The 12,056-nt window shown below is 41.1% G+C and carries 20 protein-coding genes and 1 tRNA gene; 1 reads left to right on the forward strand and 20 read right to left on the reverse strand.

Going from position 1 to position 12,056, the window contains the following annotated elements; genetic code table 11:
* Window positions 1-10: 10 nt before the first annotated feature.
* The 6 genes from rplJ to H4J70_RS10770 form a co-directional block, all read right to left on the reverse strand.
* Window positions 11-505: a 50S ribosomal protein L10 gene (gene rplJ / locus H4J70_RS10745; protein ID WP_182217228.1), complete on the reverse strand. Its 495-nt coding sequence runs from the start codon at window positions 503-505 to the stop codon at window positions 11-13.
* Between the two features lie 299 nt (window positions 506-804).
* Window positions 805-1,509 (reverse strand): 50S ribosomal protein L1, encoded by a 705-nt coding sequence (rplA, locus tag H4J70_RS10750; protein WP_070375050.1) that lies wholly within the window; start codon window positions 1,507-1,509, stop codon window positions 805-807.
* A gap of 3 nt (window positions 1,510-1,512) precedes the next feature.
* Window positions 1,513-1,941, reverse strand: coding sequence for a 50S ribosomal protein L11 (gene rplK, locus H4J70_RS10755; RefSeq protein ID WP_070375051.1), 429 nt, complete (start codon window positions 1,939-1,941; stop codon window positions 1,513-1,515).
* Window positions 1,942-2,208: 267 nt separating this feature from the next.
* Complete coding sequence (nusG, locus tag H4J70_RS10760; protein ID WP_197517671.1) at window positions 2,209-2,805, reverse strand: transcription termination/antitermination protein NusG; 597 nt, start codon at window positions 2,803-2,805, stop codon at window positions 2,209-2,211.
* Window positions 2,806-2,807: 2 nt separating this feature from the next.
* Complete coding sequence (secE, locus tag H4J70_RS10765) at window positions 2,808-3,188, reverse strand: preprotein translocase subunit SecE (RefSeq protein WP_182251108.1); 381 nt, start codon at window positions 3,186-3,188, stop codon at window positions 2,808-2,810.
* An 87-nt stretch (window positions 3,189-3,275) separates the two neighbouring features.
* Window positions 3,276-3,352: transfer RNA gene (locus tag H4J70_RS10770), tRNA-Trp, on the reverse strand.
* A 251-nt stretch (window positions 3,353-3,603) separates the two neighbouring features.
* Between H4J70_RS10770 and H4J70_RS10775 the strand changes: the two genes are divergently transcribed.
* Window positions 3,604-4,008, forward strand: coding sequence for an OsmC family protein (locus H4J70_RS10775; protein WP_182221535.1), 405 nt, complete (start codon window positions 3,604-3,606; stop codon window positions 4,006-4,008).
* Between the two features lie 39 nt (window positions 4,009-4,047).
* Here H4J70_RS10775 and H4J70_RS10780 read toward each other — a convergent pair whose 3' ends face one another.
* The 14 genes from H4J70_RS10780 to rpsH all read right to left on the reverse strand — a co-directional run bounded on the left by H4J70_RS10780 (window position 4,048) and on the right by rpsH (window position 12,056).
* Window positions 4,048-4,947 carry a phosphoribulokinase gene (locus H4J70_RS10780; protein ID WP_070375054.1) on the reverse strand — a complete coding sequence of 300 codons (900 nt, stop codon included), beginning with the start codon at window positions 4,945-4,947 and terminating at the stop codon, window positions 4,048-4,050.
* 150 nt (window positions 4,948-5,097) lie between these two features.
* Complete coding sequence (gene rplQ / locus H4J70_RS10785) at window positions 5,098-5,502, reverse strand: 50S ribosomal protein L17 (protein ID WP_070375055.1); 405 nt, start codon at window positions 5,500-5,502, stop codon at window positions 5,098-5,100.
* A 42-nt stretch (window positions 5,503-5,544) separates the two neighbouring features.
* Window positions 5,545-6,534: a DNA-directed RNA polymerase subunit alpha gene (locus tag H4J70_RS10790; protein WP_070375056.1), complete on the reverse strand. Its 990-nt coding sequence runs from the start codon at window positions 6,532-6,534 to the stop codon at window positions 5,545-5,547.
* Window positions 6,535-6,558: 24 nt separating this feature from the next.
* Complete coding sequence (rpsD, locus tag H4J70_RS10795) at window positions 6,559-7,179, reverse strand: 30S ribosomal protein S4 (protein ID WP_070375057.1); 621 nt, start codon at window positions 7,177-7,179, stop codon at window positions 6,559-6,561.
* 33 nt (window positions 7,180-7,212) lie between these two features.
* Window positions 7,213-7,602, reverse strand: coding sequence for a 30S ribosomal protein S11 (gene rpsK / locus H4J70_RS10800; protein ID WP_070375058.1), 390 nt, complete (start codon window positions 7,600-7,602; stop codon window positions 7,213-7,215).
* A 13-nt stretch (window positions 7,603-7,615) separates the two neighbouring features.
* Window positions 7,616-7,972: a 30S ribosomal protein S13 gene (gene rpsM, locus H4J70_RS10805; protein WP_070375059.1), complete on the reverse strand. Its 357-nt coding sequence runs from the start codon at window positions 7,970-7,972 to the stop codon at window positions 7,616-7,618.
* A 158-nt stretch (window positions 7,973-8,130) separates the two neighbouring features.
* Window positions 8,131-8,244 (reverse strand): 50S ribosomal protein L36, encoded by a 114-nt coding sequence (gene rpmJ, locus H4J70_RS10810; protein WP_083277954.1) that lies wholly within the window; start codon window positions 8,242-8,244, stop codon window positions 8,131-8,133.
* Window positions 8,245-8,282: 38 nt separating this feature from the next.
* Window positions 8,283-9,611 (reverse strand): preprotein translocase subunit SecY, encoded by a 1,329-nt coding sequence (secY, locus tag H4J70_RS10815; RefSeq protein WP_070375060.1) that lies wholly within the window; start codon window positions 9,609-9,611, stop codon window positions 8,283-8,285.
* 6 nt (window positions 9,612-9,617) lie between these two features.
* On the reverse strand, window positions 9,618-10,052 hold the full coding sequence (gene rplO / locus H4J70_RS10820) for a 50S ribosomal protein L15 (RefSeq protein ID WP_070375061.1): 435 nt from the start codon (window positions 10,050-10,052) through the stop codon (window positions 9,618-9,620).
* Window positions 10,053-10,054: 2 nt separating this feature from the next.
* Entirely contained in the window at window positions 10,055-10,234 is a 180-nt protein-coding gene (gene rpmD / locus H4J70_RS10825; RefSeq protein WP_070375062.1) for a 50S ribosomal protein L30, read from the reverse strand.
* 6 nt (window positions 10,235-10,240) lie between these two features.
* On the reverse strand, window positions 10,241-10,750 hold the full coding sequence (gene rpsE / locus H4J70_RS10830; protein ID WP_070375063.1) for a 30S ribosomal protein S5: 510 nt from the start codon (window positions 10,748-10,750) through the stop codon (window positions 10,241-10,243).
* A 9-nt stretch (window positions 10,751-10,759) separates the two neighbouring features.
* Window positions 10,760-11,113, reverse strand: coding sequence for a 50S ribosomal protein L18 (gene rplR, locus H4J70_RS10835; protein ID WP_070375064.1), 354 nt, complete (start codon window positions 11,111-11,113; stop codon window positions 10,760-10,762).
* A 9-nt stretch (window positions 11,114-11,122) separates the two neighbouring features.
* Window positions 11,123-11,656: a 50S ribosomal protein L6 gene (gene rplF / locus H4J70_RS10840; RefSeq protein ID WP_070375065.1), complete on the reverse strand. Its 534-nt coding sequence runs from the start codon at window positions 11,654-11,656 to the stop codon at window positions 11,123-11,125.
* A 10-nt stretch (window positions 11,657-11,666) separates the two neighbouring features.
* Window positions 11,667-12,056 (reverse strand): 30S ribosomal protein S8, encoded by a 390-nt coding sequence (rpsH, locus tag H4J70_RS10845; RefSeq protein ID WP_146799770.1) that lies wholly within the window; start codon window positions 12,054-12,056, stop codon window positions 11,667-11,669.

Genomic DNA, 12,056 nt, shown 5'->3' on the forward strand with positions numbered 1-12,056 from the left:
TAAACAATTATTAAGCGGCTTCTTGTTCTTTCTGATCGCGTACTGCAGCAATCGTGCGGACTAATTTGCCTGCAGATGCTTCTTTCATTGCGCTCATTAAACGTGCAATCGCTTCGTCGTAAGTAGGTAGCTTAGCTAACACATTTACGTCTACTGAATTACCTTCAAATGCAGCTGCTTTTAAATCAAAGGCTTCGTTAGATTTAGCGAAGGCTGTGAATAAACGTGCAGCGGCACCTGGGTGATCAGATGAAAAAGCAATTAATGAAGGTCCTTTGAATACGTCAGAAACACATTCAAATTGAGTACCTTTTACTGCACGACGTGCTAATGTGTTACGGACAACTTTCATCCATACACCACTTTCACGTGCTTGCTTACGCAATGCAGTAATTGCTTCCACTCCAACACCACGGGCATCCGCGATTACAACTGAGTGAGCGCCACTAGCAGCTTCTTGAACTTCAGCAACAATTGCCTTTTTGTCATCAAGATTGATAGCCATTGGCTTTAACTCCTGGTTCACCGGTTAAATAAACCGGTATTTACTATCCCTAGTTTATATTCTTTTAAAGAAAGTAAACTAGGCCGTTACGGCGAGGACCAGAATTAGGAAATACTGGGTAATCACCATCTACGTAGGAAAAATTAAGTCTATTAAAGTAAATAATTACCTCATAAACTCCTACGGTCTTTGACGGGGTTGTTTAAACTTCTAAAAGAATAAAACAACACCTACCAAAATTTTTAAGGGCGAAATTATAGTCTATAATTTAACCCTTGTAAAGTGCAAAAAATGTGACTTTACTTAGAAACTGCTGTCAAACTAGCTTGGTTTACCGATACACCGGCGCCCATAGTAGTTGAGATAGAAAGTTTCTTAATGTACTGACCTTTAGCATTTGCTGGTTTAGCTTTCTTTAAAGCTTCCAATAAAAACTCTAGGTTTTCTTGTAATTTAGCATCGTCGAAATCAGCCTTACCAATAGTAGTATGGATGATACCGTTTTTATCATTGCGGTAACGGATCTGGCCCGATTTTGCATTGTTAATAGCGGTTACAACGTCTGGTGTTACAGTACCAACTTTAGGGTTAGGCATTAAACCACGTGGGCCTAAAATCTGACCAAGTTGACCAACAACACGCATAGCATCTGGAGAAGCGATTACAACATCAAAGTTCATCTCGCCTTTTTTAACTAATTCAGCTAAATCTTCCATACCTACGATGTCAGCACCAGCTTCTTTCGCTTTCTCAGCATTTGCGCCCTGTGTAAATACAGCAACACGAACATCACGGCCAGTACCATTTGGTAATACAGCTGCGCCACGTACGTTTTGGTCTGATTTACGAGCATCGATGCCAAGATTTACAGCAACATCTACACTTTCACGGAAGTTTGCAGTAGCAAGTTCTTTTAATAAAGAAATGGCTTCAGCAATATCATAATCTTTTAATACGTCTACTTTTTCACGGATTAGACGAGCGCGTTTCGTTAATTTAGTCATTGATTAGTCCTCTACCACTAAACCCATTGAACGAGCAGAACCCGCAATGGTACGCACTGCAGCTTCCATAGAACCAGCAGTTAAGTCAGCTTCTTTTGTCTTAACAATTTCTTCAAGTTGAGCTGTAGTAACAGTACCCACTTTGTCAGTGTTAGGACGGCCAGAACCGCTTTTGATGCCAGCTGCTTTTTTCAATAAGTAAGAAGCAGGTGGTGTTTTTGTTTCAAATGTAAAAGAACGATCGCTGTATACAGTAATAACTACTGGTACTGGAGCGCCTTTTTCTAAAGATTCTGTTTTTGCGTTGAACGCCTTACAAAATTCCATGATATTCACACCGTGTTGACCTAAAGCAGGACCAACTGGCGGTGACGGGTTTGCTGCACCAGCAGCAACTTGTAGCTTGATTAGAGCTTGGACTTTCTTAGCCATTTTTCAATACCTTTAGTTTGGGTGTTAACGCTAAAATTTAATTCAGCTCCCCGTTGTTCGATTATCCTTACTTTTTCCTAAACGACGAAGTCACTTAAAAAAAATAGGCAGCGGATTATATATTAAAAAAGCCCTTTTACACAAGACTTTAATGAAATTCTTATTTATATGGCTTCAGGGGTAGTTGAACGGATTATATTGATATAACAAAAAAGGCTAGAGATTCACATCTCTAGCCTTTTCGAATTATTATTTATTACTGAGTGGTTAGCCTTTTTCGACTTGTCCGAACTCTAAATCTACTGGTGTTGAACGACCAAAGATTAATACCGATACTTTAATACGGTTTTTATCGTAATCTAATTCTTCAACAACACCGTTAAAGTCAGCAAATGGGCCATCAATAACACGAACCACTTCGCCGGGCTCAAACAATGTTTTAGGACGAGGCTTGTCGGTATCTTCTAGTCTTTGTAAAATACGGTCAGCTTCTTTTTGTGAAATAGGTGCTGGGCGATCACTGGTACCACCGATAAAACCTAAAACACGTGGCACACTTTTAACTAAATGCCAGGCTTCAACATCCATTTCCATTTGTACTAATACATAGCCAGGGAAAAACTTACGTGAACTCTTACGCTTTTGACCAGCACGCATTTCAACGACTTCTTCGGTAGGCACAAGAATTTGACCAAACTTTTCATGCAATCCTTGAATTTCGATATGCTCAACCAATGTTTTTTGCACGCGTCCTTCGTAGCCAGAAAAAGCTTGTACAACATACCAACGTAATTTCGGGTTTGTGTTAATTGCTTTTTCTTCGTTTTGTTCATTCTCTTCAGGAGATAAAATTTCTTCAGTCATGATTACACCTTCAAACCTGTAATAAAGCCAACTACCCAAAATAGTGTAGAATCAAGTCCCCACATCACTAAAGACATAATAAAAGTAGCGAACAATACGATACCTGTAGTTTGTATCGCTTCTTGGCGTGTTGGCCAAACAACTTTACGAATTTCAGTACGTGATTCTTTCGCAAATGCAACGGCGTTGTGACCTTTAACAGTTTGCATGGCGATTACACCAGCAATAACGATACCGACAACGGCACCTATCGCACGGTATAAAACGGATTCATCACCGTAAAAATAATTGGCGAAAACGACTCCGGCTAAAAGTAGGATAACAATTATCCATTTTAGCGAATCAAGAGATCCGTTTGGCTGGCTTTCTGTACTTGCATTCATAATATTGACCTGTAAATATTTGCCTATGGCATGTTAACTTCATCACTGAAGTTACTTCAAAAGTATTAAAAAATACTTTATAAAATATGGCAGGGGTAGAGAGATTCGAACTCCCAACCGTCGGTTTTGGAGACCGCTGTTCTACCAATTGGAACTATACCCCTAGTTTACTTTCCATCTAAGATGAAGAGTTACACTTCTCTGGTGAATCTTAGTTTGTTTGGGAATTTAAAGAGACTCAAGAAGTGAGGCGCCATTATACTAATGATATTACTTTTCTCAAGTGATATTTTCTTTTGTCTGCTGTTTGTTGGCTTCAAGGTTCTTTTTCTTATTATCTAGGTGAAGCACTAGTAAATTTCAGCCGATGCACGTTAATATATTACCCATTAATAAGTAGATATAAGGTCTAACAATGAAAGCAAGTGTAAAATGGATGGGTGAAGAATTATTTATGGGTACTTCGCAAAGTGGTCATACGATTGTTTTGGACGCTAACGCCGGTGCATCTGCCCCTAGCCCGCTAGAGAATGTATTGATTTCATTGGGGGCTTGTTCCTCAGTAGATGTTGTCAGTATTCTTGATAAATCTAGGCAAAACGTAAGTGGTTGTAAAGTGGATATTGAAGCTAAGCGTGTAGACTCAGTGCCAAAACTGTTTTCTGATATTCATCTGCACTTTGTGATAACAGGTCAGGAAGTTTCAGCAAAACATGTCGAGCGCGCCGTTAAGCTTTCTGCTGACAAATACTGCTCAGTGGCATTAATGTTAAATAAAACTGTAAAAATCACCCATGACTTTGAAATAGTAGAAGAGTAAATGCATGATGTGCTGTAATTTACGTTACAGCACAATTTACTACAAATCAGTCATCCAATCTAATTGCTTATTGGCGCGATGCTTTTTCTCCATTAAATCTCTGATCAATGGTGTTAACAGTAATTCCATGGCAAGCCCCATTTTCCCACCCGGCACAACTAAGGTGTTGATCCGTGACATAAAGGCACCGTCAATCATCGATAAATAGTAAGGGAAGTCAACACCCGTCGCTTCGCGAAAGCGTATCACCACAAAACTCTCATCAAGACTTGGTATCGCTTTAGCACTAAAAGGGTTCGAGGTATCTACTGTCGGTACGCGCTGGAAGTTGATATGTGTCTTTGAAAACTGTGGCGTTATGTAAGAGATATAGTCTTCCATACTGCGCACTATGCTTGCTGTTACCGCTTCTCGGCTATGCCCACGTTGATTAGTATCGCGTATTATTTTCTGTATCCACTCTAAGTTAACTATTGGTACCATACCAATTAACAAGTCGACATGTTTTGCTACGTCATTTTTTTCAGTGACCACGCCGCCATGTAACCCTTCATAGAAGAGTAAGTCAGTGCCATCACCGAGTTTTTCCCAGGGTGTAAACGTACCCGGCATTTGGTTGTAGGGAACGGCTTCATCAAATGTGTGTAGGTATCGACGCATCTGGCCTTTACCCGTTTCAGAATAAGTGCTGAAAAGTTTTTCTAAGGCGTCGAAATCGTTAGCTTCATCACCAAAATAACTAATGTTTCTTCTGTCTTCTCTCGCCTTACGCTTTTCGAGGTCCATTTCTTGTCGAGAGTACCGATGAAAACTATCTCCTTCAACCGTAGCTGGAGTGATACCCAATGAACGAAATATATGTGCAAACGACTCTATCGTTGTCGATGTACCTGCTCCTGATGATCCGGTTACAGCAATGATAGGATTACGTGATGACATAATTGATTCTCTTAAGAGTGGGGGTAAATGTTATACGGAGAATTTGAAGGTTGGTCAAGTTTACACTAGGGTTGATTATCATTATTTTTAAAAACAAAAACGGAGCCGAAGCTCCGTTTTTAATTTTAAAGCAAATTTAGCTAGGCTAAATTAAGCTTCTGCTGACTCTTCAACTTCTTCTGCAACAACATCTGATGCAGGACGGTCTACTAATTCAACATAAGCCATAGGCGCTTTATCACCAGTACGGAAACCACATTTTAAAATGCGAGTATATCCACCTGGACGTTCTTGGTAACGTGCACCAAGTTCGTTAAATAAAATACCTACTACTTCTTTATCTTGTGTACGAGCAAACGCTAAACGGCGATTTGCAACACTGTCGGTCTTGGCCAATGTAATCAGTGGCTCTACAACGCGACGTAGTTCTTTAGCTTTAGCTACAGTCGTTTTAATAACGCCGTGCTTAACTAGTGAACTTGCCATATTACGGAACATCGCTTGACGATGACTGCTATTACGGTTTAACTGGCGACCGCTTTGACGATGGCGCATAAGTTAATCCTTCTCTCAAACTATTAAAAAACGATAAACGAATTAGTCGTTATCAGCGATGCTTTCAGGCGGCCAATTTTCAAGGCGCATACCTAAAGATAAACCACGAGACGCCAAAACGTCTTTGATTTCTGTTAAAGACTTCTTACCTAAATTAGGTGTTTTAAGAAGCTCAACTTCTGCACGCTGTACTAAATCGCCAATGTATTGAATTGCTTCTGCTTTTAAGCAGTTTGCTGAACGAACTGTTAATTCAAGATCATCAACTGGACGAAGCAAAATAGGGTCAAATAAAGGTTTCTCTTCTTTTGGCTCTACTTCTTTAATATCACGCAATTCTACAAACGCATCTAGCTGTTCAGCTAAAATTGTTGAAGCACGACGAATAGCTTCTTCTGGATCCAATGTACCATTGGTTTCCATATCAAGTACAAGTTTGTCTAAATCAGTACGCTGTTCTACTCGGGCAGAGTCAACATCGTAGGCAATTCTTACAACTGGACTGAACGAAGCATCAACTAACAAACGTCCGATTGCACGATCTTCATCCTCGGCATCGCGTCTAACTGAAGCAGGAACATAACCACGTCCCATTTCAATTTTGATGCGCATGCTGATAGAACCTTCACCTGTTAAATTACAGATTACATGATTAGGATTTGCGATTGTTACATCTCCGTCATGTTGGATATCAGCTGCCGTTACAGGGCCTTCACCGGATTTAGTTAAAGTAATAACAGCTTCGTTTTTACCTTCTAAACTTATAGCTAATCCCTTAAGGTTCAACAATATTTCGATGATGTCTTCTTGCACACCCTCTTTACTACTGTATTCGTGTAGAACGCCGTCAATCTCAACTTCAGTTACAGCACAACCTGGCATTGAAGATAGAAGAATGCGACGTAAAGCATTACCTAAAGTATGACCAAAACCACGCTCTAATGGCTCTAAAGTTACCTTAGCACGAGTCGCGCTAATGGTTTCAATACCAACCAATCGCGGTCTAAGGAATTCGGTTACAGAACCCTGCATATATTTCCTCTCTTAAGTGCTACTTTACTTAGAGTAAAGTTCAACAATTAACTGTTCATTAATTTCGGCAGACAAGTCAGAACGATCAGGAACACGTTTGAAAACGCCTTCAAGTTTCTTGTTATCTACTTCAACCCAGACTGGCTTCTCACGTTGCTCAGCTAATTCTAAAGCAGCGATGATACGCGCTTGAGTTTTAGATTTCTCACGAATAGAAACTGCATCTTCAGCTTTAACATTGAAAGATGGAATATTAACAACTACGCCGTTTACTACGATAGCTTTATGGCTAACTAGTTGACGAGCTTCAGCACGAGTGCTTGCATAGCCCATACGGTATACTACGTTATCAAGACGAATCTCTAAAAGTTGTAACAAGTTTTCACCTGTATTACCTTTCAAACGAGCCGCTTCTTTGTAGTAATTACGGAATTGCTTTTCTAGTACGCCATAAATACGACGAACTTTTTGTTTTTCACGAAGTTGAATACCGTAATCAGACAAACGACCGCGACGTGCGCCGTGCTGACCTGGTATTGTTTCGATTTTACATTTAGTGTCAATTGCTCTAACACCGCTTTTAAGGAACAAATCTGTTCCTTCGCGACGACTAAGCTTTAACTTAGGACCTAAATATCTAGCCATTTTCTTTCTCCAACTATCCTAAAAAAAGTACGATTAAACGCGACGTTTCTTAGGAGGACGACAACCATTATGAGGAATAGGCGTAACGTCAGTAATGTTGGTGATTTTAAAACCAGCAGCATTTAGGGCACGGATTGCAGACTCACGTCCTGGTCCAGGGCCTTTAACGAAAACTTCAATATTCTTCAAACCAAACTCTTTTGCAGCGGCGCCAGCGCGGTCTGCAGCTACCTGAGCAGCAAATGGGGTAGATTTACGTGAACCACGGAAACCTGAACCACCTGCAGTTGCCCAAGATAAAGCATTACCTTGACGATCTGTAAGAGTTACGATTGTGTTGTTGAAAGAGGCGTGGATATGAGCCATGCCATCAGCAACTTGTTTTTTAACGCGTTTACGCGTACGTACAGGTGTTTTAGCCATTGTCTAGTTCCTCTTACTTCTTAATTGGCTTACGAGGACCTTTACGGGTGCGCGCATTAGTTTTAGTGCGTTGACCACGTAATGGAAGACTGCGACGATGGCGTATGCCACGGTAACAACCTAAATCCATAAGACGTTTAATATTCATTGAAACTTCACGGCGTAAATCACCTTCTACGGTGTATTTATCCACTTCAGCACGTAGCAAATCTATTTTTGCTTCGTCTAATTCACTGATCTTCGTTGATTCTGCGATACCTGCTGCTGCACAAATTGCTTTTGCGCGAGTCGCTCCGATACCGAAAATCGCAGTAATGGCGATTACTGCATGCTTACGATCAGGGATGTTAATGCCAGCGATACGGGCCACTAACACATCTCCTATTTAAGGTTAAAATTATCAGGTTGGAAAGCCCGTTAGGATACCCAACCCGTCTTCTTTTCTGCAAATCGAAGCGGCATTATACAGAAATCTCTGCACAATGCTACTTCTAAAAGATATTGCTGTCAGCTTAGATGAATCTAAGCTTAACCTTGTCTTTGTTTGTGCTTTGGTTCTACACAAAGAATGCGTACTACGCCTTTGCGTTTAACCACTTTACAATTACGACAAATCTTTTTTACGGATGCACGTACTTTCATTTTATACTCCGTTTACCTATTGAGTTAAGTCTAACGACCTAACCTTTTAAGTTAGCTTTCTTAAGCACATTGTCATATTGATGAGACATCATATGCGTTTGTACTTGTGCCATAAAGTCCATAATAACCACTACTATAATTAGTAATGATGTACCACCGAAGTAGAACTGAACGTCCCATGCGATGATCATGAACTGAGGTACCAAACAGATAAAGGTAATATACAACGCACCCGCTAAGGTTAAGCGTGTCATCACTTTATCTATATATTTAGACGTTTGCTCACCAGGACGAATCCCAGGAATAAACGCACCTGATTTTTTTAGGTTATCTGCTGTTTCACGCGGATTGAAAACAAGAGCCGTGTAGAAGAAACAGAAAAATATTATCGCTGCGGCAAGTAACATAACGTACAACGGCTGACCTGGAGAAATAGCAATAGATACTTCTTGTAGAAAGTCAGCAACTGCACCTTCACCTTGTCCAAACCAACTCGCTAGAGTGCCGGGGAACAAGATAATACTTGATGCAAAGATAGGTGGTATAACACCAGCCATATTAACTTTAAGCGGTAAATGCGTGCTTTGCGCGGCGAAAACCTTACGGCCTTGCTGACGCTTAGCGTAGTTAACAACAATACGTCGTTGACCACGTTCTACAAATACTACAAAAAAGGTTACAGCGAATACTATGACACACATCAGCAATAATACTAATAAGTGCAATTCACCTTGACGCGCCATCTCTGCTGTTTGTGCAACAGCTGAAGGCATGCCAGCAACAATACCTGCAAATATTAAGATAGATATACCGTTACCAATACCACGTTCAGTAATTTGTTCACCTAACCACATTAAAAACATGGTACCGGTTACTAAACTTACTACAGCGGCAAAGTAGAAACCAAAACCTGCGTCCATTACTAGACCCGGCATCATTCCTGGTAAACTTCTTGCAATTGCAATTGATTGTACTGTCGCTAGAACTAACGTGCCGTAGCGGGTGTATTGACTGATCTTACGACGTCCAGCTTCACCTTCTTTTTTCAGCTCTGCCATTGCGGGATGAACCACAGTAAGCAATTGCATGATAATTGAAGCTGAGATGTACGGCATAATACCAAGTGCCAATACAGAGGCTCGCTCAAGTGCACCACCAGAGAACATGTTAAACATTTCTACGATGGTGCCCTTTTGTTGTTCAAACAACTGAGCTAATACAGCGGCGTCAATACCAGGGATTGGCACAAATGATCCTAAACGGAACACAATTAGTGCGCCGAGAACAAACCATAATCTTTGCTTGAGCTCAGACATTCCGCCTGCGCCTTTACTACCTTTTGAAGGAGCCATTCCTGGTGTAGCCATGCTGTACTATTCCTCGATTTTTCCGCCAGCAGCTTCAATAGCTGCACGTGCGCCTTTAGTAACACCTAAACCACGAACCGTTATTGGACGGTTAATATCACCAGACAACATAATTTTTGCTGTTTTGATGTTACGTGTAATTAGGTTTGCATCTTTAAGAGCAAAGATATCGACAACATCACCTGTGATGTTGTTTAGTTCATGTAAACGTACTTCAGCGCGAACTAAAGATTTACGTGACGTGAAACCAAACTTAGGTAAACGTTGTTTCAATGGCATTTGACCACCTTCGAAACCTGGACGTACACTACCGCCAGAACGAGACTTCTGACCTTTGTGGCCACGTCCGCCTGTTTTACCAATGCCAGAACCAATACCACGCCCACAGCGCTTCTTAGCTTTCTTTGCACCTGGTGCAGGAGATAAAGTATTTAAATGCATAATTAATCCTCCACCTTAACCATATAAGATACTGTGTTAATCATACCGCGTACAGATGGAGTGTCTTCTAACTCTACTGTATGACGGATACGACGTAATCCAAGACCTCTTAATGTAGCTCTATGCTTCGGTAAACGACCGATAGAACTTTTCATTTGAGTTACTTTTACTGTTTTAGCCATGCTCAATTACCCCAGTATGTCTGCAACGGTTTTGCCACGCTTAGCTGCAACACCTGCCGGCGATTTCATATTCGCAAGAGCTGAAACAGTAGCACGAACTACGTTGATCGGGTTAGTAGAACCGTATGCTTTTGACAATACGTTCTGAACACCTGCAACTTCTAGTACTGCACGCATCGCGCCACCGGCGATGATACCTGTACCTTCAGAGGCTGGTTGCATGTAAACTTTAGAACCAGAATGCTTGCCAATAATGACATGCTGAAGAGTAGTACCCTTCAAATCTACGGTTACTATGTTACGGCGTGCTTTTTCCATTGCTTTCTGGATTGCAGCAGGCACTTCACGTGCTTTACCGTATCCAAAACCAACGCGTCCAGCACCATCACCAACTACTGTAAGTGCAGTGAAACTGAATATGCGACCACCTTTAACCACTTTTGAAACGCGGTTAACGGCAATTAGCTTTTCAGCCATATCACTTTGTTGTGAGTTTTCTTGATTATGATTAGCCATTATCAACTCCTAGAACTGCAGACCAGCTTCACGAGCTGCTTCTGCTAACGCTTTTACGCGACCATGATAACGGAAACCAGAGCGATCAAAAGCAATGCTAGTGATCCCTTTAGCTACTGCACGTTCAGCAATTGCTGTACCGACTGCAGTTGCTGCGGCAACGTTACCTGTTTTATCTAACTGAGCACTGATTTCTTTGTCTAAAGTAGACGCAGATGCGATAACTTCAGAACCCGTTGGAGCGATCAATTGCGCGTAAATATGGCGAGGAGTACGAAATACAACTAAACGATTCGCACCCAACTCGCTAATTTTTGCACGAGCGCGTTTAGCGCGGCGCAAACGAGATGTTTTCTTATCCATAGTATTATCCTACTTCTTCTTAGCTTCTTTACGGCGAACATGCTCGTCACTATAACGTATACCTTTACCTTTATAAGGCTCTGGCTTACGGTAAGAACGAATGTCTGCAGCAACTTGACCAACCAACTGTTTATCAGCACCTTTCAGTATGACTTCAGTTTGACTAGGAGTTTCAACAGTAATCCCATCAGGGATTGCGTGGTTAACTGGGTGTGATAAACCTAAAGATAAGTTTAAAGACTTACCATCAGCTTTTGCACGATAACCAACACCGTTTAATAACAATGTTTTTACATAACCTGTACTTACACCTTCAACCATATTCTGGATTAAAGCACGTGTAGTACCGGCTTGAGCCCAAGCGCCTTTAACATCGGCAACGATATTAGTAATGATGCTATTTTCTTCTTGAGAAATAACAACGTCACTATGGATCGTGCGAGATAATTCGCCCATTGGACCTTTAACTATAATGTCTTGACCTGATAACGTAACAGTAACGCCAGCAGGAACAACGACAGGTGCTTTTGCAACACGAGACATATATTTCTCCTTACGCTACGAAACCGATGATTTCACCGCCGATACCCGCAGAGCGAGCAGCGCGATCAGTCATCAGACCTTTAGAAGTAGATACGATCGCAATACCCATACCTGCAAGAACTTTAGGAAGTTCATCACAGCTTTTGTATATACGAAGACCAGGACGTGAAACACGCTTGATCGTTTCAATTACTTCTTTACCTTCAAAATATTTCAAAGTTACAGATAACTCAGGCTTAACTTCGCCTGATACTGAAAACTCTGATACATAACCTTCTTCTTTAAGCAAGTTTGCGATAGCAACTTTAACTTTAGAAGATGGCATTGTAACTGCAACTTTTGCTGCAGATTGACCGTTGCGAATGCGTGTAAACATATCCGCGATAGGATCAGTCATCAT

The sequence above is a fragment of the Colwellia sp. BRX8-9 genome (assembly GCF_014077245.1).
Lineage (GTDB): Bacteria > Pseudomonadota > Gammaproteobacteria > Enterobacterales > Alteromonadaceae > Colwellia_A.